Below are 25,468 nucleotides of genomic sequence, written 5' to 3'. Positions count from 1 at the left end.
CTCACTTTCTCTGTGTGATTCACGGCCCGGTGAGGTTGGACCTGTCGTGAGGATCTATCAATGCCAGATCGTGAAAAAGCCTGTCAATGCTCTCGTGTGGCCGGTCGGACTGATGGACCTTTCGCAGGCTTCGGACAAGCTATTTTTGCGAGTAAGAATTTTGATGGTCTCCATGCCTGAGGCAAGAGGAATGGCCTCTCGCAGGATGCTCAAAAATGCCGTCCGGAAAGGCCGCAGCGAGTGAAGGCCTGCCTGCGCGAAGCCGCATCGGCGAAGGCAGGGAACGACGCTGGCGGACGTATTCAGCATCCTGCTAGCTCGCGGATTTTTCTTGCCTGAAGAGCACCGTATGGGTCGCCAAGACACGAAGTTCTACGCTTGTACCTGCTTGATATACGCTCGTAGAGCTTTGACTGCTATGGACGATTTGACCGGAGGGGAGGCTGACCGTGTAGAGATTTTCAGATCCGCGGAATTGACGGGAGAGGACGCGAGCGCGGGCGCCTTCCGTAGGTACGAGATGAATGTCGTCCGGCCTGATCATGACGACGACGGCGGTGTCGTCTGTGCACCCGATCGTGTCGGGAAACTCTCCCAGTTCGGTCTGGACCATGCCGTGGGATACGGTTCCGGGAATGAAGTCCGCTTGGCCGACAAAATCGGCCACGAACGGCGTCGCCGGCATGTGGTAGATCATTTCCGGGGTGTCGAATTGCTCCAGGCGACCTTGGTTGAGCACGGCGATTCGATCGGCCATGGCAAATGCCTCGTCATGGTCATGTGTGACGAGCACGGTCGTTGTCTTTGTCCGGCGCAGCAGTTCGTGCAATTCCTGGCGCATGCGCCCGGCCATGTCCGGGTCTAGGTTGCTAAAGGGCTCATCGAGCAGCAGCACGACTGGGCTTTGAACCAGCGCGCGCGCCAGGGCAACCCGCTGTTGCTGGCCTCCCGATAATTCGTGCGGGTAACGCTGCTCGAATCCTTCCAGCCCCGTGAGCCTCAACATCTCCTGGACCCGCTCGGCACGTATGTTTCGAGTGAGCTGTTGGAGTCCAAAGGCGATGTTGTCTTGCACTCGCAAGTGGGGAAATAGTGCGTATTCTTGAAAGACCATGCCAACCCGGCGGTTTTCTGTGGGAGTCATCACGTCCGGCGACGACATGAGTTGGCCGGACAAAAAGATCTGGCCTGAACGAACCGGTTCAAAGCCTGCAATCGCGCGCAGAATTGTGGTTTTGCCACAGCCGGAGGGGCCGAGCAAACAGAGAATTTCTCCCTCCCTGGCCGCGAAGGAGATCTCCTGAACTGCGGGGCGACCGGTTTCATAGGAACAGGACACATGGCGCAGTTCCAAGACCGAGGAGGCCGGTGTAAAGAGGTTGCCCTGGACGATGCCCTCCCCGGATGGACTTGGTGCGGTGGAATGGTCTGAGATCACGAAGTCACAATCCTTCCTAATTAGGCTGCGCGCCAATCTTTTGAAACCAGCAAGGCCAATGCCGGAAGACTCAGTACGACAATCAAGAGTGCCGAAGGGGCCGCGAGCTGAAAATATTCCTCGCTCGCTTCCATCCAGACGCGAATAGCCAGGGTGTCGAATCCCACCGGCCGCAACAAGAGGGTTGCGGGCAACTCCTTCATCGTTTGCAGGAACATCAAGACCCAGGCGACGACGAATCCGTTCCGGACGAGCGGCAGGGTGACTCGGCGCCAGGTCCCATGCATGCCAAGGCCGAGTGTGCGTGCGACTTCTTCCAAATTTGGCGTAATTTGCTGGAGAGCCGGCTCTAGCGACTGAAGGCCGGCCGGGAGAAAGTGAATCACGTAGGCCACGATCAGGATCAGGACGGAGCCATAGAACACCGGGGCTAGTTTGGTAAAGAGGACGAGGACGGCTAGGGCTGCAACCGGCCCAGGCAGCACATAGCCGGCATAGGCAGCCTGGAGGCAGCTTAGGTTCAGGAAGGTCGGACGGCGGCTCGCCAGATAGGCGAGTGGCAAGCCGATTAAGACGCCGCCGGTGGCAGCGCTGGCCGCGAGGATTCCGCTGTTCCAGACGAACCCGAAGAAGCGGCTGTCGAGAGTGGCCTGTGCCTCCGGCGACAGGCTCCATTGAATCAAGAGTGCGGCTGGGATTGCGAAGGCTGCGCCGACGATCAGTCCGAGATAGCCGGTGACGGCAAGCGTACCGAGCCATCCATAACGCTGCCGTTGCGGTGCCCGGTAGCGCCCGGTGGTCTGGTAGAACCGGCTCTTCTGCCGGAACCAGCGTTCCGTGATTAGGAAGATCAGCGCCAGCCCGACCAATAAGAGGCTCAAGATGCTCGCCGCGGTATTGTCGGACCGACCGGTCATCTGCTGGAATACGGCATAGGTGAGGGTCTGGTAGCGCAGCAACGACACCGCGCCGAAGTCCGACACGACATACAAAATGACGAGCGCGACACCGGCGGCAATCGAGGGGCGCATCAGCGGCAGGGTGACGCGCCAGAGGGTTGAGAGGCGGGAGACGCCGCTGGCTCTCGCCACCTCTTCGAACGACACGTTCATGCTGAGGAGCGCACTCCGGCTGAGCAGATAGACGAAGGGAAATGTATCCAGCGCCATCACCAGCGTCGCACCCCAATAACTATGGGGAGAAAAAATCCTGGCTTGAGGCCCTGCCAGGAGTTGCCAGACATGTTCGACGGGACCGCCGAACCCAAGGATGTAGGAATAGACGTAGGCCAGCACATAGGTCGGCATCGCCAATGGAAGGATCAGAGCCCCCTCCCATAGTCTTCGTCCGGGAAATTCCACACGAGTGACCAGCCAGGCGGTCGACACGCCGAGGAACAAGGTGATGACTGCCACGCTGGCGGCGAGTGAGACGGTGTTGAACAGGAGCTCGGGGATCCGGGTTGCCCACAATCGGCTCCAGACGGCAGGATCGGCCGAGAGGGCTTGTGAGGTGACGTACCCGAGCGGGAGCAGGATGATGCCGGCCGTGGCTAAGGCGAAGAGTTGGAGTGGCGACGTCAGGTGGCGGCGAAGCATGTTCACGGTGGGTCCTTCGATTACCGGAGACCCACTTGTTCGATCAATGTGAGGGTCGGTTCGCGCAATTCAGCCAACTTGGTGAGGGGGACCTGCGCGGCCCGGAAACTCTTTCGGTCCACGAGGGCCGGATCTGCTTTCACATCTGCATGGAGGGGGTACTCCTTGTCGAGGTCGGCAAACAACTTCTGTCCCGCTTGAGCGACCAGGAATTCCACGAGCAGCTTTGCGCTGTCGAGATGTTTAGTCGACTTGACGATGCCGACGCCGGCGACATTCATGATCGCCCCCATGCCGCCTTCCTGCTGGTCCGGCATCACCACGGCGATCGGCGCGGTGGGTTGCGCGGCAAGATGACGATAGACGTAGTAGTGATTCACGATGCCCAATGCGACCTGCCCCTTGGCGACGGCATCCACGATCTGTGAGCTTTTTTGGTAGACCTGGTTATCCGCATTGGTCTTGAGGCCTTGCAGGAATTGCTTGGTCTTCTCTTCGCCATGCGTGGCGCGTATGACCGAGACGCCGGCTTGCAGATATTCACTGCCCGAATTCGGAATCGCAATCTTATCTTTCCACTTTGGATCGGCGAGGTCGAGGAGCGACTTCACTTGGTCCGGCTTGACCATCGTGGTGTTGTAGACCACGATCCAGAATCGTCCGGAGAGACCCACCCATGCATTGTCCGGTGCGCGAAACTGTGCTGGAATCGCTCGTTCGATTTCCCGCATGTTCAGGGGGCGGAGGAGGCCGGCGGTCCGTGCCAACTCCAAACTGCCGGCGTCGTTGGTGATCAGGAGGTCGGCCGATGTGCGCTCACCTTCCGCCTTCAGGCGGTTGACCAATTCCGTCGTGCCGGAGGACAACAGTTCGACCTGGATCCCGGTACTTGCCGTAAAGGCATCGAGCACCGGCTTGATGAGCCGTTCCGAGCGGCCGGAGTAGATGGTGATTTTATCGGCGGCCGGGGCGGAGGGTGCGAAGATCCCGGCGACCACGAGCAGCATGAGAGAGGAGAGCAGGGTCCGTCGCCATGTTGGGTGAGCGCATACAAATGCCATGGGGATCCTTATGGAATTGAAATTGATAAGCTGTATCAAAATGATACTAAAAAAAAGCGGTTTCGTCAATGGCGGCAGCGGGAGCAGAGGCCGTAGAGTTCAAGTCGATGAGTTTTGATGATAAATCCGTTCTGGGCCGCCACTTCTTCCTGAAGACGCTCAATGTCGCAGTTTTCAAACTCTACAATCTTATCGCAGCCGGTGCAGATCAGGTGATCGTGGTGGCCCTTGTGCGCGATGTTGTCGTACTGCGTCTGAGAGCCGAAGTGGCGGGCTTGTGCAAGGCCGGCATCGCAGAACAGATTGAGTGTTCGATAGATGGTGGCGAGCCCGAGATGGGGATCGGACTTGGCCAGTTGGTGGTACATGGCTTCCGCGGTAATGTGCTCTTGCCGGAGGAAGGCACTCAGAATCAATTCACGTTGGCGCGTGAGTTTGAGCTGATGTTTGCCGAGGTGCTCCTTCAGCGCCTCCATTTCTTTCACATGCTTCGCTGCCATGACGGGCCTCCGATGGGGCCTCATTAAAGACGAAACCGCCCAGCCGGTCAAGGGGCATTGTGTCGGGAGCCGGAGTAGAAGAATTGACGGAGAACTCCGGCGCTGTTTATAGTGCGCCGTTCCACTCACGGCACGAGCGAGGCATCAACGAATGCGAAAACCTAATCAAATTACGGTCGACCGGGCCCTTCTGCTCTATGTCCTGCATCTGGCGGAACCGCATGGGCTGCTCAGCGATGTGAAGCTGCAGCAACTCTGCTTCTTATGCGAACTGCAAATGTTCGGCAAGGGATTCAAGGGCTTTCACTTCGAATTCTTTCGGTTTGCCTACGGGGCGTTCAGCAAGGATCTCGACAACGATCTTACCTCATTGCGCCGGAAAGAGCGGGTAGAGAATTTCACGCTGTCTGACCAGGCACGGGAAGAGGCCATTCCCTTGTTGGAGAAGGGGATTGAGGGAGTTGAGACGAACGAGAAGGTCGTGGAGATTTTGAAGGCGGTCGTCACGGTGTACGGCCCGCAAGATAGCGGCGCCATTACCCAGTCGGTCGAGTCAGTTGAACTCAGTACGCCGCAGGATCCTGAGTTTAAGATCTCGATTCGCGATATTGTCTTCCATACGACGCTTCTGGTGCCGTCCAGGATCGAGGTGCAGGCGGAGTTTTTGCTGCCTGCGCCGGTGCTCGCCAAGCTGAATCAGGCGATGGGCTACGATCCCGTGAGCCGGTAGATCTCGCCATACTTTTTCTCGACATACGATAAGAACGGTTCAGGATCGAGGCTTTTCCCTGTCACGCGTTGAGCCAGGTGGTCCGGCGTGAACATCCGGCCCCAGCGGTGAATCTTCTGCTCGAGCCAGCGTCGTAGCTCGATGAGTTGCCCCGTCGTAATTTTTTCCTCCAGCCGTGGAATTTCCCGCTGGGCCTGTTCGTAGAATTGAACGGAGTACAGGTTTCCGAGCGTGTAGGTTGGAAAGTAGCCGAAGGCGCCGAAGGACCAATGCACGTCTTGCAGTACTCCTTCCGCATCGTTCGCGGGGACGATGCCCAGATACTCTTCCATCTTCCGGTTCCAGATACCCGGCAGATCCTCAGGGTTCGTCCGTCCTTCGATGAGGTCCTGTTCGATTTCAAACCGTAGCATGATGTGGAGATTGTAGGTGAGCTCATCGGCTTCGACTCGAATCATCGACGGTTTGACGCGATTGATGGCGGCATAGAATTGTTCCCCATCGAGCGCACCCAGTTGCTGAGGAAACGTCTGTTGCAGCAGGGGATAAAAGAAGCGCCAGAACGATCGCGAGCGGCCCACGCAGTTCTCCCACATACGCGACTGGCTTTCGTGAATGCCCAGCGAGACGGAATCGCCGAGCGGCGTTCCGTAGTAGCGTGTGTCGAGTCCCTGGTCGTACAGGCCATGGCCCCCTTCATGGATACAGCTGAATAAGCAGGATTGCAGGTCATGTTCGAAGATACGCGTCGTGACGCGCACGTCCGTCGGGTGAAAGGAGGTCGTGAAGGGATGGGCCGACAGATCGAGGCGTCCCCGCTCGAAGTCGTAACCCATGGCAGTCAAGACCAGTCGGCCGAATTCCATCTGTCGGGTCACGTCGAAGCTGCGGAAGAGCGCGGCATCGTCGACTTGCACTGAACTGTTTTGAATCTTCTGCAATAGCGGAACGAGCCGTGCCTTCACCTGTGCGAACAGCGGGCGGAGCGCGGCAATCGTTGAGCCCGGTTCATATACATCCAGTAACGCATCGTAGGGTGAGTCCTTGTAGCCGAGATACTGGGCTTCCTGCCGTTTGAGCGACAGGATGGTGCGCAGGTTTGGCAGAAACATGGCGAAGTTGCTCGCCTTTTTCGCTTCGACCCATACTTGTTGCGCCAGTGAACATTCCCGGCTGAGTGTCACCACAAAATCGGAGGGGAGTTTTTTGGCGCGACTATAGTCACGCCAGACTTCGCGGAGCAAGGAGCGAGAGGGTTCGTCCCAGGCATCCCCTGGGCTGTCCTGGATGGCGCCGGTTTGTGGATCGATCCAGGCGGAGAGCAAGCGTTCAATGTTCGGTGAGACGAGCTTCTGGTGTGCAATGCCTTGGAGCGTCGAAATCTGTTCGGCACGGGCTTCGCCTCCGCCGGCCGGCATATAGGTCTCTTGATCCCATGAGAGAAGTGAGGCCGCGCTGTTAATGCGCTGGATCTCCAAGAGTCTGGTCGTCAAAGCTTCCACGGTTTTCAGGGTCTTCACGGTAGGGTGTCTCCTCCAGGAATCGTCATGGTATGATCGCGCGCAGTTGCATCGTTCAGCTACGCAGTGTACGCAACGATCTATCCGTTTTCAAACCAGGAGTGCGACCGAGAAATGAAGACGCTCGTTTCTGCCGACATCGACGCCTATGCCCAGGCCCATTCCATGCCGGAGTCGGACCTCTGTCGCGCCTTGCGAGACGAGACGCAGCGGCGCATGGAGTCTCCGCAGATGATCGTGGGGCCGCTTGAAGGGGCCTTTCTTAAAATGATGACGCAGCTGGTAGGGGCCAGGAGGGTGCTGGAGATCGGCATGTTCACCGGCTATAGCGCCCTCTGTTTTGCGGAAGCGTTACCGGCAGATGGGGCCGTGATCACCTGCGAAGTCGATGAAGCGTCCGCCGCCCTCGCGCGCCAGTATTTCACGCGCTCGCCCGTTGGCAAGAAGATCGAGATTCGCATGGGGCCCGCACTCGATACGATGCGCGAGCTCACGGGACCGTTCGATCTGATCTTTATCGATGCCGACAAGGTGAACTATCTCAATTACTACCGGCGGGCCTTGGATCTGCTCTCGCCGACCGGCGTCATCCTCATCGATAACGTCCTCTGGGACGGCGATGTCCTCAAGCAGCCTCCGCCTGATGAGAAGACGGCGGCCATTCAAGAGCTGAATCGAACAGTGTCGAACGATCCACGTGTGTCTGCCGTGCTCGTCACGATCCGGGACGGAGTCCTGGTGGTGAGGCTGAACGATAAACGGTAGGGGAGACTTTTTCACGCCTCCTGCTTCCTTGCAAGCGGTTGCCTCGGACTGGCAATATCTGATCCTCGTACGATTTGCGAGGTCGAGATGCAGCCTCCGTTTGAGAGTACGGTTCTCGCGGTGAATGCCGGTAATATTTCGAGTTCGCAAGTCGAGGGGCATGGCTCGTCTGAACGATTCTGTATTCGAGCGGTGGGACTTTTCCTAGCATGTTGAAGGCAGACAACGTAAGTTGTGTTCGTGGAGAACGACGGCTCATTACGGCGCTGAGCTTTACGGTAGAGCGGGGCAGGCTCCTCGCGGTGACGGGCGCGAACGGGAGCGGAAAAACCAGCCTCTTGCGTATGTTGTGCGGCCTGCTGTCGGCGGAGCAGGGACGTGTGCTGTGGGATGGGGAAGACGTCCGTGCATGCAGGGAACGGTACCTGGCCGGCCTCATCTATATCGGTCATTTGAACAGCTTGAAAGATGACCTGACGCCTGTCGAAAATGTGACCACCTCAGCGCGCTTGGCCGGTGAGGAGATCTCGGAAGGGAAAACCTGTGAGGCCTTGGACGCGGTTGGCCTTGCACGGGCCATTCACCGGTTGCCGACGAGGGTACTGTCACAGGGACAGAAGCGCCGGGTCTCACTGGCGCGCTTGTGGGTCTCACAGCAGCCGCTCTGGATTTTGGACGAACCGTTCGCGGCGCTCGATGTGACGTCGACCGGTTTGCTGATGCAGCAGCTGCGGGCGCATCTCAGTAACGGTGGGATCGTCATTGCGGCAACTCATCAAGAGATCGATGTCGGAGCCGATCGCCTCGATCAGCTGAGGCTCGTTGGATGAATCAGCTTGGCATGTTCGCAGCCCTGCGTGAAATCATTCGGCGGGATCTCTTGTTGGCGCTGAGACGCCGTTCGGATGTCCTGACGACGGTGCTATTTTTCATCCTGGTCGGGAGCCTCTTCCCTTTGGGCGTCGGCCCGGAACCAGCGGTGCTGCGGACGATCGCACCGGGAGTCTTGTGGGTCGCTGCGCTGCTTTCGTGCTTGCTGTCGCTAGGGCGTCTGTTTACGGCGGACTATGCCGACGGAGTATTGGAACAGATGCTGCTGATCCCCCAACCATTGTCCCTGTTGGTCATCGGGAAGGTGACGGCGCATTGGCTGATTTCCGGGTTGCCGGTGGTGCTCCTTTCGCCGCTCCTTGGCCTGCAATTCGGTCTGACCGGGGAGGCGTTGGGGGTCCTGACCCTCTCGCTCTTGCTGGGCACGCCGACGTTGAGCTTCATCGGGGCGATCGGTGCCGCGTTGACCCTGGGGGTACGTGGCAGTAGTGTGCTGATTGCGCTCCTCGTGTTGCCATTGTTTATTCCGGTCCTGATTTTCGGCGCCGGCGCCGTGTCGAGCAGTGCATCGGGTATCGGCGCCGGGGCGCATCTCTCGCTCTTGGGCGCGGGTCTGTTACTGGCCCTCGCACTGGCGCCCTGGGCCACGGCCACATCGCTTCGGATCGCGCTGGAGTAACCACGACTATGATGGGTTTCGCTCGCATCAATTGGTTCAAGTATTCGTCGCCGCAGGCGTTCTATCCCCTGGCCGGATGGCTGATGCCTTGGTGTGCTGCCGCAGCGATTCTGTTGATCGGGGTGGGTCTCTACCTTGGATTCTTTGTCGCGCCGACCGATTTCCAGCAAGGACAGTCCTATCGCATTATTTTCGTCCATGTCCCGGCTGCCTGGATGTCGATGTTCCTCTATGTGGTCATGGCCATCTGGGCCGGGCTTGGATTGGGCCTCAATGCGCGCCCCTCGTTCATGATGGCCCAAGCGATTGCTCCGACCGGTGCGCTCTTTACCTTCCTTGCGCTGGTGACCGGCGCTATGTGGGGCAAGCCGACTTGGGGCGCCTGGTGGGTCTGGGATGCCCGGTTGACATCCGAATTGATTCTCTTGTTTCTGTACGGTGGGGTGATGCTGCTCCGCACGTCGATCGATGATTCCCGACGTGCCGATCGTGCCAGCGCCGTCTTCGCGCTAGTCGGGGTCGTCAACGTGCCCATTATTTATTTTTCCGTGCGTTGGTGGAATACGCTCCACCAGGGTGCCTCGGTGAGCATGACGGCTGCGCCAAAAATGGCGGCGACGATGCTCACGGCAATGTTAGTCATGACGCTGGGGTTCTGGATGTACAGTCTCGCCGTCACGCTGGCACGGATGCGTTGTGTGATCCTCGAACGTGCGCGGCAAGCCTCTTGGGACACCCGTTCATCGCAGCCAGACGCGTTGGAGGTGCGCTGATGCAGTGGGGCAGTGTGTCAGAGTTTGTGGATATGGGCGGGTACGGCTTCTACGTGTGGACGTCGTTTGGCGTCACGGCGTTCGGTATGCTGTGGGAAGTATTCGCTTTGCGGCGGCGACATGCGGCGGCGCGTGAGGGCGCCCGTCAATTATTTCATGACCAGTGAATGGAACGACGATGAAACCCAGACAGAAACGTTTTGTGCTCATCGGGCTCGGTCTCGTGGCGTTGGCCGTCGCGGCGGTGTTGGTGCTCAATGCATTCCAAAGTAACCTCGTGTTCTTTTTTACGCCGACACAAGTCGCCAATGGCGAGGTGCCGCAGGGCCACAGCTTCCGCATCGGCGGGATGGTTGAAACTGGAAGTCTGACGCGTGAGGGCGACGGCCTCACCGTTCATTTCATCGTGACCGACATGGCGAAGCGCGTTCCCGTGAGGTTCAAAGGGATTCTTCCTGACCTCTTCAAGGAGGGGAAGGGCGCCGTGGCGCAGGGGCAACTCGGGGCCGATGGGACGTTTATTGCCAGCGAGGTGCTGGCCAAGCACGATGAGAACTATATGCCGCCGGAAGTCGCTGAGGCGTTGGCTAAAGCCAAGGCGAAAGGCGCACAGAGCAGCAGCACGTTGGTCGTACAACCGCAGTAGGACACCACCTGTATGATTCCAGAAATCGGTCATTTTGCGTTGATTCTTGCGCTCTGCGTCGCGGTCGTGCAGGGGAGCCTGCCCATTTATGGGGCCGCAGTCGGGAACGCGGCCTTGATGTCGGTCGCGAAACCGGCGGCGCGCGGGCAGTTTGTCCTGGTCCTGTTGGCCTTCTGTTGCCTGGGTTATGCGTTCGCCGTCAAAGACTTCTCCGTTCTGTACGTCGCGGCCACGTCGAACTCTCAGCTCCCCCTGCATTATCGTCTCGCGGCCATCTGGGGCGCACATGAGGGGTCGTTGCTCCTCTGGACGTTCATTCTCACCCTCTGGATGCTTGCCGTGACGTTCTTCTCCGAACATCTGCCGGCGGTGATGCGGGCCCGTATTCTCGGTGTCATGGGGTTGGTCAGCCTGGGATTTATCTTATTTATGTTGACCGTGTCGAATCCATTCGAACGGTTGATCCCGGCCGCAGCCGATGGGCGAGATCTCAATCCCTTGCTGCAGGACCCCGGCATGGTCATGCACCCGCCGATGCTCTATATGGGGTACGTGGGATTTTCCGTGGCGTTCGCCTTTGCAATTGCGGCCCTGTTGGGAGGCAACCTGGACGCAGCCTGGGCCCGCTGGTCGCGCCCCTGGACGACCGCCGCCTGGTGTTTTCTCACCGTGGGAATCGCGTTAGGCAGCGGCTGGGCCTATTACGAACTCGGCTGGGGCGGTTGGTGGTTCTGGGACCCGGTGGAAAACGCCTCCTTCATGCCGTGGCTGGCAGGGACCGCGCTGATCCACTCGCTGGCCGTGACGGATAAACGTGGCGGTTTCAAAGTCTGGACAGTGCTGCTCGCGATTCTTGCCTTCTCATTGAGTTTGGTCGGGACCTTCTTGGTCCGATCCGGTGTTTTGACTTCGGTCCATGCCTTCGCGACCGATCCCAAACGCGGCTTGTTTATACTGGTCTTTCTCGCAATCGTCATTGGCGGGTCGTTGGTCCTCTATGCCTGGCGTGCCCCGCGTGTGGGGTTAGGGGGCGGCTTCGACATGGTCTCGCGTGAGGCGATGCTGCTGGGGAACAATGTGTTGCTGATCGCGGCCTTGGGATCGGTCTTCCTGGGTACGCTCTACCCGTTGTTTCTCGACGCGATGGGTCTCGGGAAGATTTCAGTCGGCCCGCCCTATTTCGATACGGTGTTTGTCCCGCTCATGACACCGGCCATTTTCCTCATGGGAATCGGCCCATTAGCGCAGTGGAAGAAAGCAAGCTTGCCGGACTTGGCGTTGCGCCTGCGTTGGGCCTTCGGCGCGAGCGTCGTCACCGCGTTGCTACTCCCGTTCGTGCTGGGCAAGTGGACGCCGCTCCTCAGCTTGGGGCTGCTGTTGGCATCCTGGATTGTGACGACGGCAGCGGTGAATGTGTGGGAGCGAGTGAGCCGCCTCGTCGGCACCGGTGTCATGAGTGGTTTGGCCACGCTTCCGCGGGCCTATTGGGGCATGGTGGTCGCCCATTGCGGCATTGCGGTGTTTATCGTCGGCGTCACCATGGTCAAAGGGTTCGAGGTTGAACAAGATCTGCGCATGAATGTCGGTGAGACCTCCACTATCGGAGGTTATACCTTCCGGTTCGATGGCGTGCAAAACATCAAGGGGCCGAACTATACGGCGGCACGCGGGATGTTTCACGTGAGCCAGGGAGGACATGACGTTACCGATATGTTCCCTGAAAAGCGGCATTATCCGGTTCAGAATCAGGCGATGACCGAAGCCGCGATCGATACGGGACTGCTGCGCGACCTCTATGTATCGCTCGGGGAACCGCTGCCTGGGGGAGCCTGGAGCGTGCGGTTGTACCACAAGCCCTTCATCGACTGGATCTGGGGCGGTTGTTTGATTATGGCGTTGGGTGGAGTCCTTGCGATGACCGATCGTCGTTATCGCTTAGCCGGGCGACGTGAAGAATCGCCGGTGTCAGACCTGCCGCAGCCGGTGGGACCAGAGGTCTCATGAAACGGTTCCTCCTTCCTCTTGCGATCTTTGTGGTGGTCGTCGGGTTTCTAGGTGTTGGACTGACCTTGAATCCACGCGAAGTGCCATCGCCGTTAGTGGGTAAACCGGCGCCGGAGTTTGCCCTGCCGCAATTACACGAGCCTCAGCAGATGTTGTCGCTGCAGGATTTGCGCGGCAAAGTCTGGCTGCTGAACTTCTGGGCTTCGTGGTGCGGTGGCTGCAAGGAAGAGCATCCGGTGCTGATGCAGCTCGCGAAAACCGGCGAAGTTCCGATCTACGGCATGGACTACAAGGACCGGCGGGACGAGGGGATTGCCTGGCTGCAACGATGGGGGAATCCCTATTCGGTCATTGCGGTTGATGAATCGGGGCGTGTGGGCATCAACTATGGAGTCTATGGCGTTCCTGAAACGTACGTGATCGATAAGGCGGGGGTGATCCGCTACAAGCAGATTGGTCCGCTGGATGAGAGTATTTTGGACAAGAAAATTATGCCCCTGGTGCGGGAGTTACAACAACAATGAAACGCTGGTTACTGGTGTTGCTCTTGATTCCCTGCCTCGTGTCGGCAGAGGAAGCGAAACCGCTGGCGGAGAACCCGCAGGCCGAGGCGCGTCTGAAGACCCTTGCTCTGGAGTTGCGCTGTCTGGTCTGTCAGAACCAAACGCTGGCAGACTCGACCGCGCCATTGGCCGAAGATTTGCGCCGTGAAGTCCGCGAGATGATCGCGAAAAATATGAGCGATCAGGAGATCCGCGACTTCCTGGTCCAACGGTATGGCGACTTCGTGTTATACCGGCCTCCGCTCAAGGCCGCGACGACGTTTCTCTGGCTGGGCCCGTTTCTCTTGCTCGTGGTAGGAGGGGTCACATTAGCCCTCGCGTTACGGCGCCGGGCGAAGACGGTGCCCGATCCCGCGCTCTCCGATGAGGACCATCGAGCGGTCGCGCAAATGCTCTCGGAAGGAACCAAACGCTCATGACACTCATGTTCTGGCTCATCGTGTCGGCTATGACCCTCGGTGTGATCGCGCTCCTCCTGTGGCCGTTGCTCAGGCGAACCACTGCGGTCGCGATGGGCGAACGCGAGAACAGGTTGGCGGTCTACCGGCAGCAGTTTGTCGAACTCGAACAGGACCGGAAGAATGGGGTGTTGACCGATGAGCTCTACCTGCAGGCTCGGTCTGAGCTCGAGCGTCGGCTGCTCGATGAAACCGGGAGCGCCGATACGGCGCCGACAGCAGCACGATGGCAGGTCAATAGCCGTCTGGTCGCAGCAGTCGTCGCCATCGTCGTTCCTCTGGCGAGTGTGGCCCTGTACTGGACGATCGGGAATCCGCTTGCGATCACGCATCCATCCGGATCGGCATTTTCGGCGCAGGGCAACTCGGACTCCGACCGCATGAGTGCTGAGGGGATCGAGTCCCTGTTGGAACGTCTCAAGAAAAAGCTCGAGCAAAATCCCAAGGACGGAGTGGGATGGGCGTTGCTCGCCCGCTCCTATGTGAGCATGGGGCGGTATAGCGAGGCCGTGACGACATACGAGAAAGCCGTCAGCCTGATTCCTGACGATGCCCAGTTACTGGCCGACTATGCCGACGCGTTGGGCGTCGTCCAGGGCCGTTCATTGGAGGGGAAGCCGGAGTTGCTGATTCAGCAAGCACTGAAACGCGATCCACAGAATGTGAAAGCGCTGATGATGGTCGGCACCGTGGCCTTCGATCGAAAACAGTATGCGGATGCGGCGAGGTATTGGGTCCAGGCACGTGCGAACTTGCCGCCCGATGCGGAGCCGGAGGTGCTTCAAGAGTTAGCCTCTGCCATTGATGAAGCGAAGGGCCTCGCGGGAGAGAAAGGAACGGCGGCAACCGTGAAGGTTGCGCCAGCAGGACCGGCCGCTCTCGCCAAACAAACAGGGCAGGAGCTTGCAATCGCCGGAACGGTCACCCTCGCACCGCAGTTGGCCGGTAAAGGATCGCCCACCGATACCCTGTTTGTGTTTGCGAAGGCGGTGGAAGGTCCGCCTATGCCGGTCTCGATCGTACGCGTCATGAGAAAAGATTTACCCTTCACCTTCCGGCTCGACGATTCAACGAGCCCCATGCCGTCCAGAAAGCTATCCGATGTTGGCAAGGTGGTGATTGTGGCCCGTCTCTCGAAGTCCGGCGAGGCCATGGCGAAGAGCGGCGATTTGCAGGGCATGAGTCAGCCGGTCAAGCCCGGGGTGAATGGGATCAATGTTGTGATCGATCGTGAAATCCCCTAACGCCTCCTCCACCAGCTTGGCCTATGGGTCGGTCCTTCTCGCGGCGGCGCTCTGGGGCGGTTCGATTGTGGCGCAGAAGATGGCTCTCGGGTCGTTCTCTGCCGTCGAGGCCTCGGTCCTGCGCGATATCGGTGGTTTGGCCATTCTCCTGACGATCTGGTGGTGGCAGGAAGGGACCCTGGCCAAGTTGACCAAGGCGGATCTACGTCTATTGGGATGGCTCGGGCTCGGTGTGTTGGGTAACCACCTCTTCATTCTCATGGGGCTCAACTATGTGAGCGGGGCCGTGGGTGGGGTGATCATCGGATCGAGTCCGGTGGTGACTGCGCTGCTCTCGGCTCTGTTGATTCAGGATGTTCCTCTACGCGCCGTCTGGGCGGGCGGTCTCCTGTCCTTCGCGGGTGTGGGGTTGGTTTCTGTGGCAGGGTTCCAGGCCGCGGGCGATCAGCCGCTGCTCGGCAGTCTGCTGGTCTTTCTCGGTGTGGTGAGCTGGGCCCTCTATAGTATCGGCAGCCGACAGCTCATGGAGCGCCACTCGGCTCTCACCGTCAATTGGACGACGCTCCTCGTCGCCACCGTGCTCCAACTTCCTCTCTTGTGGACGGATCGTAAGATGCTGGATGCGGGGCTCGGGTCCGTGACAGAGGCGGATTGGATGGCGCTGGCCTATCTGGTCCTGTTTGCCACGGCCATCGCACAACAGGCCTGGCTGTTTGGTGTGAAGGGCATCGGGCCATCTCGCGCTTCAGTCCTGGGCAACCTGACTCCTGTGGCCGCTATCATTCTCTCTGCGGTGTTCTTAAAAGAATCCGTGGGAACAAGTGAAATCCTCGGCATCGCGCTGATTTTGGCTGGGGTGTGGGTGGTCGATCGGCAAACCTCCCGGCTTACCACTTAGTCGGCTGCTGAAAAATCCCGCCAGCTTCGTTCTCGCATCGTTCAGGCCCTCAACGTACCCTAAAGGGTACGCCTCGGGCCTTCGCTCGCTGCGGCCTTGCTGACGGCCTTTTTGAGCAGCCTGCTCAGATTGGGCCCGTTCCGCCCCTCTCGCCCTTCTCACGGTGATTGCAGTATGATACGGCTCATTTTTCAGCTAAGGAGCCCTGCATGCTGGAGCAACGCATCGATGAAGTGAATAAAGCGAACCATGCCTTCTATGCCGCGTTCGGCAATCTCGACATTGCCGAGATGGATAAGGTGTGGGCGCATCAGGAATATGTGACCTGCATCCATCCGGGCTGGTCATTGCGGTCGGACTGGCCTGCCGTGCGCGACTCATGGGTCCTGATCTTCAATAATACGTTTTCCATGACGTTCGAGCTGACCGACGTGACGGTCCAGGTGGCGGGCGATATGGCCTGGGTCGTTTGCGTGGAGAACATCACCACTCATCAAGCTGATGAACCGCAGCAGGCGCAGGTCTTGGCCACGAATCTCTTCGAGCGGATCGGGGATGAGTGGTTGCTGATCCATCATCATGGAAGTGCGGTCATGGGGTAGAGGGGGTGTCCCTCTTGCTCCCGCACCCCCCACATCAGAATGTGCGAGGTGGACGGGCGCAGTTGAGTGACAACCCTCTCTGCCCCATTTATGGAGTGGGGGAATGGGAAGGATCGCTCGAAGGGGGTAGCCTTTCAATCAAGCGGACAGTCAACGGGTTGTGCCTGCCGCCTGCGACTCATGTCAAACGTTAGGCCACATCAAGAAATGAACGCCGTAGCCGTTTTTGACCCAGTGCTCCACCAATTCCGTGTACTAGCCGTCGCAGCAATCGTGCACGCGCTTATTGTCCTGTTGTTATGGCTCGGCGTTTTCTATGCCGACTTAGACTTCATCCCAGGAAGTTGGTGGCTGCTAATGTTTTGGGCGTGGCTCGTCTGGCCGCTATTGCTGATACTTCATCCGGCCAGAACTTTCAAACGTGTGGCCGTGACGGTCGCCATCTGTGTCGTACTTTTAGTGCCTTGTTTTCCCACTGCTTTTGCATTCACGGCTTGGGCACTTGGGGGCGTTGCACCATGATGTGGGCTCACCACAGGTGGTGTGGACAGGTCGCCAGCGTCCTGCATTGCAATTGGCCGTGCTGGCCCGCCGCATACCAACACGTTAGGGATGATAACGGGGATAGGTAGGAATAACGTAGCAGGAGTCGTGCTCCTCCGTGATGCGCGGGGCGCTAGGCTTTTGGCGCTGAAGCGGTTGGATCTTCTCCAATGCGGATGGTGTTGCCCTGTCTGAATGAGCGTGGGCGTTGTCCGTATTATGCGGAATAGTGTTGTTCTAGGTGGTCGCGTTGGAAGCGCATGATGTGTCTGATCAGTAATTCCTGGTCCTGTGTGGTCATTCTGACGAAGCGGGTATGTAGGCGGTAGGTATCGGCCTGATAGGGGAGGGGCTCTAGCCGCAACACTTCTGCGTAGGCTTTGAAGATGACTTTATCTGGCAGAATCAGCGTGAGTGACAGAATTTCGTCCGGCTTGTAGACCTCGTTCACGGTCACGCCAAGACCCCCGCCGCTAATGTTGACCGACTTCTCTATGAGCGCACCCTCTGTTCTGTCCGTTTCGGCCTGAATGCTGATGGGCAAGACGACGGTGATGCGAAAATACGCGCGACGGTCTTTTGCGGACGGCTGTGAAGTCGGTGCATCAGGTGGCATGTCAGGAAAAAGTATAGCAAATTCAAGAGAGGATAATGGGGAGGACTATTGTATCCGACGTTTTCGTCGGTCGTCCGCGCCTGCAGAGGGCGGACTCTAGCTTGCGGGAACTTGTCGGCAGAAACGGTGTTCCGATGGGATGACGAAGGATGTCAGGACTTTGGCAATGATGCTTCTGGAGCTTCTTCTACTCGGATGGTGTTGGCCCATTCGGCGACGAGGGGGTCTCGTTCTTCCATCGTCATCCCGGCATACTTCATAAACATCTGCGGACCTTTGCGGCGGCGCCAGGTGAGATAGGCAAGAAAGTGTTCCCGGCAGATGCTGTGGGTGCCGGCTGGGGCGTAGACTCTCGTTTGGCAGCCCTTAATTAGACAGGTCAGGTCGTGCATTCCATCCTCCGAATTAGAGTGCATAGTATGCAGGACGGACGGATTGATTATCAACCAGGCTCAGCTTGACGCATCAACCTCCGTTCCGGTAAGGCCATGGCTATGATTGGCTCGCTGAATATCCTCGCCCTCCTCCTGGCCTCGCTCATTGTTCTTCCCGGCTGTGTGTCGGCATCACGTGAAGGGCTTCCTCCCGGGAGTCCCTTTGCCGAGACGGCTGCGACGAATCTCTTACCTCAGGGGATTGCAGTGGGAGATGTGACGAGCCGGTCGGCTCTGCTCTGGCTGCGGACCGATGGCTCGATGACGGTGCAAGTCGAGTGGGCTCCGGTGGCGGCCTGGGATACCGTATCGAAGATGGCGACAGCCGTCGCTCCCGTCGCGCGCTCGCCGCTGTTCACGACCGGCCCTGATGCGGATTTCACTCTGGCGATTCCCATTGAGGGATTGACTCCGGCCACCAGGTATCGATTCTACGTCGTTGCCGGCAGCAAGGGGCGCGAGGGAACACCGACGGAGGCCCGTACGGCGTTGCAAGGTGAATTTACGACGCTTCCCGATGTGAAGAGTCATGCGCCTGTGACCTTTGCCTGGAGCGGGGATTTGGGCGGTCAAGGACATTGTCGGCGGGGCGCTGCTGGCTATCCCATCTTCGATAGGTTGCGGAAGCAGCCGCTCGATTTCTTTTTGTTCCTCGGCGATACGATATACGGGGACGATCTCTGTCCCTCTCCCCCGAATGAACCTGGAGCCGACTTTCGGGCGACGAACCTGGCCGAGTACCGTGCCCGCCATCGCGATCAGCGGAGTGCGGAGGCGCTACGGCGGTTTCTTGCGAATGTTCCCGTGTTTGTCATCTGGGACGATCATGAAGTACGGAACGACTTTGCCGGGCCCTTCGATAGCCAGATGGAGGCCGGGCGTCAGGCTTTACGCGAATATTGGCCGATGCCTGTTGCAGCCGACGATCCTCATCGCTTCTATCGCAGGGTGCCTGTCGGGGCGGATCTTGAACTGTTTATCCTGGATACGCGGCAGTATCGGAGCCGCAACGCCGATCAGGACGGTCCGGCGAAGACAATGCTGGGCGCGCCTCAGCTTCAGTGGTTGCTGAAGGGGCTGACCGAGTCGACCGCGACATGGAAAGTGATTGTGTCCAGCGTGCCTCTCTCGGTTCCGAAGAGCAGAGGCGGAGGTGCCTCGGGGTACGATGGCTGGGCCGGGGGGCCTGGCGGTTCAGGGTTTGAGCGGGAACGGCAGGTGATCGTGGAGGCCATTCTCGGACAACAGATGAAGAACGTGGTGTTTCTGTCCGGCGATGTCCATTTGGTGCAGGCGAATGCGTACGATCCGAACGGGGATGGGGTTCCCGACTTCCATGAATTTGTCGCAGGTCCATTGTCTGCTGCGCCCGGCTGGCTGATGCCACCTACGGTGGGATTACGGCCGACGACTTTGATTAACGAAACCGGGTACATGAATTTCGGTCTCATTCGGGTCACCCGGTCCTTCTTCGACGTCACGATCCTTGACGAGGCCGGCGCCATGCGGTTTTCCCACCATCTAGCGACCAAGTAACCGCTGTCTTCTGCGAAAATCCTCTTGAAATGGGGGCAGGTTGCCAGTTACGGTACATGTTCTCTTGCGTGCCGGTTTGAGGTTTGATGAGGTGATTGGTGCTGTTGCAGCTGATTTCTATGCTGGGTGCCCTGATGGTGCTGTCGGCCTATGGTCTGATTCAGGGTGGTGTCTGGCGTGAGCTGGACGCAGGCTATCTGGCGTTGAACATCGTCGGGTCGCTGCTTTTAGGGATTGTTGCGATTGCGGATCAGCGGGTGGGATTCATTTTCTTAGAGTTTGCGTGGGCCGGCCTTGGATTGGTCGGTGTCGTCAGGGCCGTCAAGGCCAGGCGTACTACGAATTAACAGGGTTCGAATGAAAGGACTATACAGATGGCGGGATTGATGTCAGCGGATGAAATTTTCGAGAAGGCGCAAAATGCAGCGGCGGCGGCCACGAACCCCGATGAAAAGGCCATGCAGATCGATTACCCGGCACTCAAAGAAAAAATCCGTGCGGCCTTGGGCGATCGCAAAGTGGCGCGCTGCCATATCAACAAGTTTTTGCCGGAGGGCTACGAAGATCAGGGGCGATTCAACTTGTTGCTCCTCACCGCCGGCAATGTCGTCTTCGACATGGTCATCGGGGATTCGTACTTTCGTTACGATGTCGTGTCGGTCGGGCAGTTGGACAAGGTCCAGGTCATCGATGCGATGTGGGACAACAAGGAAAAGCGCAAGGAAGAGCCGTTCCTGAGCCTCCGCCTGATGCATGCTGAAGAGGCCCACCTCTTGTTGGCGCTGGAAGATGACGAGCGAACGAGCTTGTTGGCCTTTGCCAGCGCGGTGGCGGCAGTCAGAAACCCAGAAAAGTAGCGATCCATCCGCAGGATAGCCGAGCGAGATTGGCTATCCTGCGGAACTATGCGTGACGGTAGAAGGGGAGTGTCTGAACCGTCGCGTCGTGCCGAACGCCTTCGATTTCAACCGCGATGGTGGTGTCGGGGGCTGAAAAGTCCCGGAGTGGGAAGGCCAGGGCGATCGGGGCCTTGAGCTGTGGGGATTGTGTCGCGCTGCTGACCCAACCGATTTCCCGGTCTCCAATGAAGAGCTTGGCTCCCTTTGGCGGGATGATCGATCCTTTCATGACCAACCCGACTAAGTGCCGCCGGACGTTTCCATAGGTATCCATCCGCGCAACGACTTCCTGCCCAGGATAGCAGCCCTTGCTCAAACTGAACGCTTTTCCTTCCAGGTTCGCTTCTGGCGGAACGATTTCTTCATTGAGGTCCGGCCCCGCTTTGGGCAGGCCCGCTTCGATCCGGAGCGCTTCACGAGCCTGGCCGCCAACGGCTTTGATTCCGTAGGTCGCGCCTGCTTCCATGAGTCGCTCCCAGGCCGTGCTGAGGGCCTCAACGGGCAGTAATATTTCGAGGTCCGTCTCTCCCGTCTCTTCTGTCCGTAGGACGAACGAGGCCTGGCCGCCGATCTGGGCTGCGACGGCGCTGACCGGCTTGAGATCGCTCATCTCGACACCGAACGCGGCGCTGACGGTTGCACAGGCCTTGGGCCCGCTGACCAGCAAGAGCCCCCAGGATTCTGCACAATTCTCCATCTTCGCTTTGATACCGTAGAGCAGAAATTTTTTGAGCGCGAGAATGGTGGCCTCGCCGACCTCTCCGACATCCTCCACCCAGAGGCTGTCAGCCGTTGCATAGACTCGAAAGTAGCCGAGCATCTTGCCCTTGTGTGTGAGGAAGCTCGAATAGCGGCCCTGGCCAGGCTGGAGCGGAAGAATGTCGTTGCTGATGAGTCCCTGCAGCCATTTCACGCGGTCGTCGCCGGTGACGCGGATCTTGCCCCGGTGGGAGAGATCGGAGAGTCCGACGGCCTGACGGACCGCCTGATACTCGGCAGTCCATGCCCCATAATGAGCAGGCATGTCCCACCCGGCGACCTCTTCAAAGGTGGCGCCAAGCTTTACGTGGAGATCGTGGATGCGTGACTGTTTCATGCGTGACTCCCTGTGACTTCCTCAACCAAGTCTTTCAATCGAGCGGAGAACTCATTGCGCGAGACAATCTTGGTCACGCCCAACGTTCTGGCCCGGTTGAACGTATCGACTTCTTCGTGATTGGCGAAGGCCAGGATGGGAATGGACTTCAAACTCGCATCGGCTTTGAGCGTCTCCAAGGCTTGGAAGGCGTTCAACGTTTCGTCATTCATGTTCAAGATGAAGGCGACCGGGGCCATGGCCGAAGCCTTGTCGGCGATGTCCTGCTGCGTTCGAGCCCGTTCGATCTTGTAGCCTTTCGCCATCAAGGCGTCACGGACTTTGGTGTAAAAGAAGATGTCGGTGACGCCGACGAGGATGGCTTTTGGGTTTGTCTGGTCCATGTGGTTTGTTTGGTTTTTCTAGTTTCTTGGGTTGAAGAGGGGAGGCATACGGTTCAACTGCATAGTCCGAGTCGAGAGAAACCAGCTACATGCAATAAACCAAACAAGTCCGTTCAGTTCAATGAACTGATCAACCGCCCCAGCGCTTTCTTGGCCAACGCATAATTAGGATTGAGGGCCAGGGCTTTCTTGTAGGAGTCGATGGCCTCGGTCCATTGGCCCTTCTTCTCGTAGACGCGACCCAGGTTGAGATGGGGGAAGGCGGGGCTCTCATACCGTCTGGCCTGTAAGGCTTTCTGGAACCAGGCGATCGCTTCGGTCAGTTCACCCTTTTCGATCAGGTACGCCCCGATGTCATTGTAGGGGTTGCCGAATTCAGGGTCCTGCGCGATCGCGTGGTGACATTCCTCGATCGCATCATCGAGCCGCCCCATGAAGCTGTACGTCCAGCCGAGAAAGGTATAGGCCTCGGCCGTGGGATGGGTCTGAATCGATTTTTTATAGAGCGTGACAGCCTCTTCCAGTTCGCCCTTCATCTGGCGTTCATAGGCCTGCTGAAACAGCTGCCAGGCTTCGCGTTTATCTTCTTCGTGGCCTTCGCCTTGTATTAAAAAGTCTTGTACATCCATAGTGCGGCTTCTGAAAAACGCCTCCAGCTGCGTTCTCGATCGTTCAATCAACTCGGCGTACTGAAATAGTACGCCTCGTCGATTTCACTCCCTGCGGCCTTGCTGGAGACCTTTTTGAGAAGCCGCGGGAGACGGGTTTGACTATTCGTTCTTTAGCTTCTTCTTAATCAACTCTGCGCCATAGCGACCTGAGAGCAACATCGAGCCGAATGCCGGGCCCATGCGGGGTGTCCCGTATACGGCTGCCACGGCCAATCCGATGACGAAACAGTTGGGATAGACTTCGCCGGTGCGGTCCATGATTTCTTGCTCAGACTGCGCGACCCACATGGCCCCGTTGCCGGGGATGGCCTTGTGAAGGTTCCGCTTGTGCAGGAGCTCCACGACGATGGCATCGTGGCCTGTGGCATCCACGACGATCTTGCTTTCGAGGGCGATGGGGTCTACGTGGATGATGTCATGGCCGGCCATTTCTGCCGTCGTGCTATTGACCACCACCCCTTCCAGGACCGCATCGCGCCGAATAATCAGGTCGACCACTCGCGTGAGGTTCATGATCTTGGCCCCGCCCCTGTAGGCTGCGGCGATCAGCGCGCCGGTGGCATGCGGGGGATCGACCATGTACATGCCTTCGCATTCCGTGATCTTCTTGCAAGGCACGCCGATTTCTTCGAGGATTTTATTGGCCGGTTCGCAGATGGTGGCTTTGTTCATCAGATATCCACCGGACCAAAAACCGCCTCCCAGGGCGAGGCTCTGCTCGACGATGACGGTCTTGAATCCCATTTCGGCCAGGTCATGGGCGCAGATCAAGCCGGAAGGGCCGGCGCCGACGATGATCACATCGCTTTCGATGAGCTGATCGAACTCTTTGTAGTACTCACGCGCGATTTGGCGCGTGATGTCTCGTTCGCGCAGTGGGGCTGGTGTTGGGGGCTTTGCCATTCTGTGTTCTCCGTTCAACGGATGCTGAAAACGATCACCAACTTCGTTCTCGGCTCATCGAAATCCTCAACGTACCTTGAGGGTACGCCTCCGGTTTCGAATCACCTCGGGCCTCGTTGGATGACCGTTTTGAGCATCCTCGCTTGTTCTATCGATAAATCTCGGAGCCGGTTTTTTTAAATTCTTCTGCTTTTTCTTTCATGCCGATTTGAATCGCTTTGTGCTCATCGACTTGCAGTTGCGCGGCATAGTCCCGGACATCCTGCGTGATCTTCATCGAGCAGAAATGCGGTCCGCACATCGAGCAGAAGTGCGAGACCTTTGCGGCATTGTCCGGCAAGGTTTCGTCGTGGAAGAGTTTGGCCGTATCCGGATCGAGCGACAGATTGAACTGGTCTTCCCAGCGGAATTCGAAGCGGGCCTTGGAGAGCGCGTTATCTCTGATCTGCGCGCCTGGATGGCCCTTGGCCAGATCCGCTGCATGGGCGGCAATCTTATACGTGATGACGCCGGTCTTCACATCCTCGCGGTCCGGGAGACCCAGGTGTTCTTTGGGCGTCACATAACAGAGCATGGCACAGCCGAACCAGCCGATCATGGCGGCCCCGATGCCGGAGGTGATGTGGTCGTAGCCCGGGGCAATGTCGGTCGTGAGCGGTCCCAGCGTATAGAAGGGCGCTTCCTGGCAGGCCTTCAGTTGTTTTTCCATGTTGACCTGAATCATGTGCATGGGCACATGGCCAGGGCCTTCGATCATGACTTGGACATCATGCTTCCAGGCAATCTTGGTCAATTCTCCCAAGGTCTCCAGCTCGGCGAATTGTGCGTCGTCGTTGGCATCCGCAATGGAGCCGGGGCGCAACCCGTCGCCTAAGCTGAACGAGACGTCGTAGGCCTTCATGATCTCGCAGATTTCTTCGAAGTGGGTATACGTGAAGTTTTCCTCGTGATGCGCGAGGCACCACTTCGCGTGGATCGCTCCACCGCGTGAGACGATGCCGGTCATGCGTTTGGCTGTCATCGGCACGTAGGCCAAGCGCACGCCAGCATGGATGGTGAAGTAGTCGACGCCTTGTTCCGCCTGTTCGATCAAGGTGTCGCGAAACAGTTCCCAGGTCAGGTCTTCGGCTTTGCCGCCGACTTTTTCGAGCGCTTGATAGATCGGCACGGTGCCGATGGGGACCGGTGAATTGCGAATGATCCATTCGCGGGTTTCGTGGATGTTCTTGCCGGTAGAAAGGTCCATCACCGTGTCGGCGCCCCATCGAATGGACCAGATCATCTTTTCGACTTCTTCTTCGATGGAGGAGGCGACCGCAGAGTTGCCAATGTTGGAATTGATTTTCACCAGGAAGTTGCGGCCGATGATCATCGGTTCGCTTTCCGGATGGTTGATATTGGCCGGGATGATCGCGCGGCCACGGGCGATTTCATCGCGGACAAATTCCGGAGTAATGGCAGAGGGAATACTGGCGCCCCATGATTGGCCCGGGTGCTGGGTGACCCCGCCGCCGTGCCCGTTTCGTGAGGCGAGCTCACGTGCCACTTCGCGGGATTGGTTCTCCCGGATCGCAATGAACTCCATTTCCGGTGTGATGATGCCTTTTCTGGCGTAGTGGATTTGGGTCACGTTCATGCCGGGTTTGGCTTTCAACGGCTTGCGAATATGCTGAAACCGGAGTTCGTCCAGCTTGGGATCGGCAGCCCGCAGGCGGCCATACTGTGAGGAGATATCCGGGAGCTCGTCCACATCGTTCCGGCCGAGTACCCAGTTTCTGCGGTACGGCGCCAAACCTGCCTTTGCATCGATGGTGACGTTCGGGTCCGTATAGGGGCCGGAGGTATCGTAGATCGTGATCGGTTCATTGGCGATGGGCAGGCCCCCGTTCATCGCCTTGGTGGGGGTCAGGCTGATCTCTCTCATCGGGACCTTTACGCCGGCCTGTGTTCCCTGCACGTAGACTTTGCGCGAGGCAGGGAATGGCGTGGTCGTCAAGGCTGATCCGGTAGACGTGTGTTCGTTGTTCTTTGCCGATCCATTGCCGATTGGTTGGTTGCTCATGCGGAGATCCTTTCT

28 protein-coding genes are annotated in these 25,468 nt (G+C 58.3%); 16 read left to right on the top strand and 12 right to left on the bottom strand.

Features of this window, described 5'->3' with window-relative positions; genetic code table 11:
* Window positions 1-313: 313 nt before the first annotated feature.
* From Q8N00_09015 to Q8N00_09000, 4 genes are all read right to left on the bottom strand, one after another.
* The gene (locus tag Q8N00_09015) at window positions 314-1,438 is read right to left on the bottom strand and encodes an ABC transporter ATP-binding protein (protein ID MDP2382935.1); all 1,125 of its coding nucleotides are present in this window, start codon (window positions 1,436-1,438) and stop codon (window positions 314-316) included.
* A 20-nt stretch (window positions 1,439-1,458) separates the two neighbouring features.
* The gene (locus Q8N00_09010) at window positions 1,459-3,036 is read right to left on the bottom strand and encodes an iron ABC transporter permease (GenBank protein MDP2382934.1); all 1,578 of its coding nucleotides are present in this window, start codon (window positions 3,034-3,036) and stop codon (window positions 1,459-1,461) included.
* 20 nt (window positions 3,037-3,056) lie between these two features.
* Window positions 3,057-4,097 (bottom strand): extracellular solute-binding protein, encoded by a 1,041-nt coding sequence (locus Q8N00_09005; GenBank protein ID MDP2382933.1) that lies wholly within the window; start codon window positions 4,095-4,097, stop codon window positions 3,057-3,059.
* 65 nt (window positions 4,098-4,162) lie between these two features.
* Entirely contained in the window at window positions 4,163-4,597 is a 435-nt protein-coding gene (locus tag Q8N00_09000; protein MDP2382932.1) for a Fur family transcriptional regulator, read from the bottom strand.
* Between the two features lie 151 nt (window positions 4,598-4,748).
* Here Q8N00_09000 and Q8N00_08995 point away from each other — a divergent pair, with 151 nt between their 5' ends.
* Window positions 4,749-5,327: a hypothetical protein gene (locus Q8N00_08995; GenBank protein MDP2382931.1), complete on the top strand. Its 579-nt coding sequence runs from the start codon at window positions 4,749-4,751 to the stop codon at window positions 5,325-5,327.
* On the opposite strand, the gene Q8N00_08990 is transcribed toward Q8N00_08995, so the two are convergent.
* On the bottom strand, window positions 5,306-6,847 hold the full coding sequence (locus Q8N00_08990) for a carboxypeptidase M32 (protein ID MDP2382930.1): 1,542 nt from the start codon (window positions 6,845-6,847) through the stop codon (window positions 5,306-5,308). The genes Q8N00_08995 and Q8N00_08990 overlap by 22 nt on opposite strands.
* A gap of 114 nt (window positions 6,848-6,961) precedes the next feature.
* Between Q8N00_08990 and Q8N00_08985 the strand changes: the two genes are divergently transcribed.
* From Q8N00_08985 to Q8N00_08930, 12 genes are all read left to right on the top strand, one after another.
* On the top strand, window positions 6,962-7,612 hold the full coding sequence (locus Q8N00_08985; protein ID MDP2382929.1) for a class I SAM-dependent methyltransferase: 651 nt from the start codon (window positions 6,962-6,964) through the stop codon (window positions 7,610-7,612).
* A 209-nt stretch (window positions 7,613-7,821) separates the two neighbouring features.
* Window positions 7,822-8,442 carry a cytochrome c biogenesis heme-transporting ATPase CcmA gene (gene ccmA / locus Q8N00_08980; protein ID MDP2382928.1) on the top strand — a complete coding sequence of 207 codons (621 nt, stop codon included), beginning with the start codon at window positions 7,822-7,824 and terminating at the stop codon, window positions 8,440-8,442.
* Complete coding sequence (ccmB, locus tag Q8N00_08975; GenBank protein ID MDP2382927.1) at window positions 8,439-9,122, top strand: heme exporter protein CcmB; 684 nt, start codon at window positions 8,439-8,441, stop codon at window positions 9,120-9,122. The genes ccmA and ccmB overlap by 4 nt, the downstream gene beginning before the upstream one ends.
* A gap of 11 nt (window positions 9,123-9,133) precedes the next feature.
* Window positions 9,134-9,895: a heme ABC transporter permease CcmC gene (ccmC, locus tag Q8N00_08970; GenBank protein ID MDP2382926.1), complete on the top strand. Its 762-nt coding sequence runs from the start codon at window positions 9,134-9,136 to the stop codon at window positions 9,893-9,895.
* Window positions 9,895-10,062: a heme exporter protein CcmD gene (gene ccmD / locus Q8N00_08965; protein ID MDP2382925.1), complete on the top strand. Its 168-nt coding sequence runs from the start codon at window positions 9,895-9,897 to the stop codon at window positions 10,060-10,062. The genes ccmC and ccmD overlap by 1 nt, the downstream gene beginning before the upstream one ends.
* A gap of 11 nt (window positions 10,063-10,073) precedes the next feature.
* Window positions 10,074-10,541, top strand: coding sequence for a cytochrome c maturation protein CcmE (ccmE, locus tag Q8N00_08960; GenBank protein MDP2382924.1), 468 nt, complete (start codon window positions 10,074-10,076; stop codon window positions 10,539-10,541).
* A 12-nt stretch (window positions 10,542-10,553) separates the two neighbouring features.
* A complete protein-coding gene (locus tag Q8N00_08955) occupies window positions 10,554-12,545 on the top strand; it encodes a heme lyase CcmF/NrfE family subunit (GenBank protein MDP2382923.1) in 1,992 nt (663 codons plus the stop codon).
* Entirely contained in the window at window positions 12,542-13,069 is a 528-nt protein-coding gene (locus Q8N00_08950) for a DsbE family thiol:disulfide interchange protein (protein ID MDP2382922.1), read from the top strand. Before Q8N00_08955 ends, Q8N00_08950 begins: the two co-directional genes overlap by 4 nt.
* Complete coding sequence (locus Q8N00_08945; GenBank protein MDP2382921.1) at window positions 13,066-13,527, top strand: cytochrome c-type biogenesis protein CcmH; 462 nt, start codon at window positions 13,066-13,068, stop codon at window positions 13,525-13,527. The genes Q8N00_08950 and Q8N00_08945 overlap by 4 nt, the downstream gene beginning before the upstream one ends.
* On the top strand, window positions 13,524-14,810 hold the full coding sequence (gene ccmI, locus Q8N00_08940) for a c-type cytochrome biogenesis protein CcmI (GenBank protein ID MDP2382920.1): 1,287 nt from the start codon (window positions 13,524-13,526) through the stop codon (window positions 14,808-14,810). Before Q8N00_08945 ends, ccmI begins: the two co-directional genes overlap by 4 nt.
* On the top strand, window positions 14,797-15,708 hold the full coding sequence (locus Q8N00_08935) for a DMT family transporter (GenBank protein MDP2382919.1): 912 nt from the start codon (window positions 14,797-14,799) through the stop codon (window positions 15,706-15,708). Before ccmI ends, Q8N00_08935 begins: the two co-directional genes overlap by 14 nt.
* A 209-nt stretch (window positions 15,709-15,917) precedes the next feature.
* Window positions 15,918-16,310, top strand: a complete 393-nt coding sequence (locus tag Q8N00_08930) for a nuclear transport factor 2 family protein (protein ID MDP2382918.1) — start codon at window positions 15,918-15,920, stop codon at window positions 16,308-16,310.
* Between the two features lie 760 nt (window positions 16,311-17,070).
* Here the strand turns inward: Q8N00_08930 and Q8N00_08925 are convergent.
* Together Q8N00_08925 and Q8N00_08920 are read right to left on the bottom strand one after the other, a co-directional pair.
* Complete coding sequence (locus Q8N00_08925; GenBank protein ID MDP2382917.1) at window positions 17,071-17,469, bottom strand: PilZ domain-containing protein; 399 nt, start codon at window positions 17,467-17,469, stop codon at window positions 17,071-17,073.
* Between the two features lie 152 nt (window positions 17,470-17,621).
* Window positions 17,622-17,861: a hypothetical protein gene (locus tag Q8N00_08920; GenBank protein MDP2382916.1), complete on the bottom strand. Its 240-nt coding sequence runs from the start codon at window positions 17,859-17,861 to the stop codon at window positions 17,622-17,624.
* Between the two features lie 96 nt (window positions 17,862-17,957).
* Between Q8N00_08920 and Q8N00_08915 the strand changes: the two genes are divergently transcribed.
* The 3 genes from Q8N00_08915 to Q8N00_08905 all read left to right on the top strand — a co-directional run bounded on the left by Q8N00_08915 (window position 17,958) and on the right by Q8N00_08905 (window position 20,296).
* Entirely contained in the window at window positions 17,958-19,439 is a 1,482-nt protein-coding gene (locus Q8N00_08915; protein ID MDP2382915.1) for an alkaline phosphatase D family protein, read from the top strand.
* 98 nt (window positions 19,440-19,537) lie between these two features.
* Window positions 19,538-19,786 (top strand): hypothetical protein, encoded by a 249-nt coding sequence (locus Q8N00_08910; GenBank protein MDP2382914.1) that lies wholly within the window; start codon window positions 19,538-19,540, stop codon window positions 19,784-19,786.
* 27 nt (window positions 19,787-19,813) lie between these two features.
* Window positions 19,814-20,296 (top strand): hypothetical protein, encoded by a 483-nt coding sequence (locus tag Q8N00_08905; GenBank protein ID MDP2382913.1) that lies wholly within the window; start codon window positions 19,814-19,816, stop codon window positions 20,294-20,296.
* Between the two features lie 46 nt (window positions 20,297-20,342).
* On the opposite strand, the gene Q8N00_08900 is transcribed toward Q8N00_08905, so the two are convergent.
* From Q8N00_08900 to thiC, 5 genes are all read right to left on the bottom strand, one after another.
* Window positions 20,343-21,434 (bottom strand): aminomethyltransferase family protein, encoded by a 1,092-nt coding sequence (locus Q8N00_08900; protein ID MDP2382912.1) that lies wholly within the window; start codon window positions 21,432-21,434, stop codon window positions 20,343-20,345.
* Entirely contained in the window at window positions 21,431-21,817 is a 387-nt protein-coding gene (locus Q8N00_08895; protein MDP2382911.1) for a histidine kinase, read from the bottom strand. Before Q8N00_08895 ends, Q8N00_08900 begins: the two co-directional genes overlap by 4 nt.
* Before the next feature lie 113 nt (window positions 21,818-21,930).
* Window positions 21,931-22,446: a tetratricopeptide repeat protein gene (locus Q8N00_08890; GenBank protein MDP2382910.1), complete on the bottom strand. Its 516-nt coding sequence runs from the start codon at window positions 22,444-22,446 to the stop codon at window positions 21,931-21,933.
* A 141-nt stretch (window positions 22,447-22,587) separates the two neighbouring features.
* The gene (locus Q8N00_08885) at window positions 22,588-23,391 is read right to left on the bottom strand and encodes a sulfide-dependent adenosine diphosphate thiazole synthase (GenBank protein MDP2382909.1); all 804 of its coding nucleotides are present in this window, start codon (window positions 23,389-23,391) and stop codon (window positions 22,588-22,590) included.
* Window positions 23,392-23,539: 148 nt separating this feature from the next.
* Window positions 23,540-25,453, bottom strand: coding sequence for a phosphomethylpyrimidine synthase ThiC (gene thiC / locus Q8N00_08880; GenBank protein MDP2382908.1), 1,914 nt, complete (start codon window positions 25,451-25,453; stop codon window positions 23,540-23,542).
* Window positions 25,454-25,468 lie beyond the last annotated feature (15 nt).

The sequence above is a fragment of the Nitrospirota bacterium genome, assembly GCA_030684575.1.
Taxonomy (GTDB): Bacteria; Nitrospirota; Nitrospiria; order Nitrospirales; family Nitrospiraceae; genus Palsa-1315.
Note: the sequence above shows the minus strand (reverse complement) of the source record. Positions and strands in the feature narration are given on the sequence as shown.